Raw genomic sequence first — 1,790 nt, forward strand, 5'->3', positions numbered from 1 at the left:
GACTGTGTTTCGGCATGGAAGATTGGGTCTGACGCAGTTTCGATGCTGGTTCTGTAAGTCTACGCAACGCCGATCAATCGGGCTTCCAAAAGATCGACTTTCGCTCTGCCGTACATCTGGCGCTTTACCAGTTTGAGTTTCGTGATCTGGCCCTCGGTCTGGCCATTCGACCACGCCTCGGTCGTGGCGGCGCTGACGGCGGTTTTGTCCTTGGCGATGCCCGCGGCGAAGGACGCGATCAGGCTGGCACCAGCCTCGGTGATCCATGGATCGAGATCAGCCGGGATCTTCTTGCGGATCATATCGTGGAACCTCGCGATCAGGCGGCGTGCCTCGACCAGTTGCGGGACCCCTCCCTCGATGGCGGCGATCGTGACGGTATCAGCTGTGCTCAGATGATCGCGTGCCGTGGTCATCAGGCGCGCGATCGTTCTGGCCGAGGGCACCTTCTGCAGCTGCTGATCCGTGGCTTTCTCGGCTCGCCGACGACGCGTCGCCCATTCGCTGACCACGCGCAGGGAGCCTCGGAAATCCTGTCCTTTCAAACGACGCCAGAGCTCGGCACCGTTCCGGCAGCCATCGGACCATTGCGCATCGAGGAAGGGCAGATGGGCCTCGAGCGTGCTCTGCCGGACCCGGAAAACATCGGTTCTCTCGCCGCGGACGACCTGGCGAACGAGTTTGCGGCTGTGCCCCGTCCGTCGGACGATCTCCTTGACTGGCACGCCCTCCTTCGCAAGCGCCAGCAGCGCAGCATTGGTCTCTTCCCGCCGCAGATAGCCTTCGTACTGGAGCTTTTCGGCACAGGTGAGCAGGTCGGGATTGATTGTCGTCGCTCCGATCGCGGTCCGGATCGCGCGCATGGACTTGCGCACGGCGTCGAGGAAGGCTGAGCTTGCGTTCTCCATCAGATGCCAGCGATCTGCGACCTGGATGGCGTCGGGCAAGGCGCTCGCGGCTGCCTCACCGTAGCCGCCGCCGCGATCGCGCGACACGACCTTGATCCCGGGATGCCCGGAAAGCCAGGCTTGGACCGTCGCGATCTCGCGGTCGGGCAGGAGCTTCACGATCCGGCGCCGCTCCAGATCGCAGATGATCGTTCCATAGCGATGATTTCGGCGAAAGGCCCAGTCATCGATCCCGACGGCGGTGAGAGGCTCGGTTCGCGGGCGGGCCCGGCGCCGCACGACACGCAGCAAGGTGTCATTGCTGACGGGCAGCATCAGCCGCTTGGCGAAGCTGGCCGCCGGCCGACCCCCGAGTGCCAATCCGAGATGATGGACGAGGCATTCGAGCCGAGCCGTCCGCCGGGATCGAACAGGAAGCACTTCATTCCCAAAGCGCTCGGCGAAGATGCGGGTTGAGCAGGTCTCGGTGCCGCATCGAAAGCGCCGGACCACGAGCCGGATGCGCACCCCTCGGCCCGACGCCGGCAGGTCCGAGAGGACGCGAAAATACCGGCTGTGCTGCCGTGACGAGTCCTGGTGGCAGGACGGGCATTGCCCGTTCACCGCGGCACCATGTGCCGTCACCACCAGCATGTTCCCCTCGATCGCCACTTCACCCGCGACCAACCCGCCCGGCACCAACGACGACAACCGCAATGAGCCCCGCATGACGTTGATTCCCATGAGAACGAACGTCAGCCTTAAGCTCGACTGCATCAGAAGTGAGTCAGCCGGGGTACTGACCAGTGCCCCTTCGCCAGCGGTCTGGCGGTGGCGATGATGCCCTCCTGCGATCCGGGACTGCGGCGCGTGGTGCTCCGTCCGGGTCGGCGACGGAGGCGA

At 64.6% G+C, this 1,790-nt stretch carries 1 protein-coding gene; it reads right to left on the bottom strand.

Annotated elements, in window-relative coordinates:
- Nucleotides 1–59 precede the first annotated feature (59 nt).
- Nucleotides 60–1,616 carry an ISL3 family transposase gene (locus V5F48_RS24870; RefSeq protein ID WP_394260630.1) on the bottom strand — a complete coding sequence of 519 codons (1,557 nt, stop codon included), beginning with the start codon at nucleotides 1,614–1,616 and terminating at the stop codon, nucleotides 60–62.
- Between the last annotated feature and the right edge of the window lie 174 nt (nucleotides 1,617–1,790).

The organism is Xanthobacter autotrophicus ATCC 700552, from assembly GCF_043194565.1.
GTDB lineage: Bacteria > Pseudomonadota > Alphaproteobacteria > Rhizobiales > Xanthobacteraceae > Xanthobacter > Xanthobacter autotrophicus_F.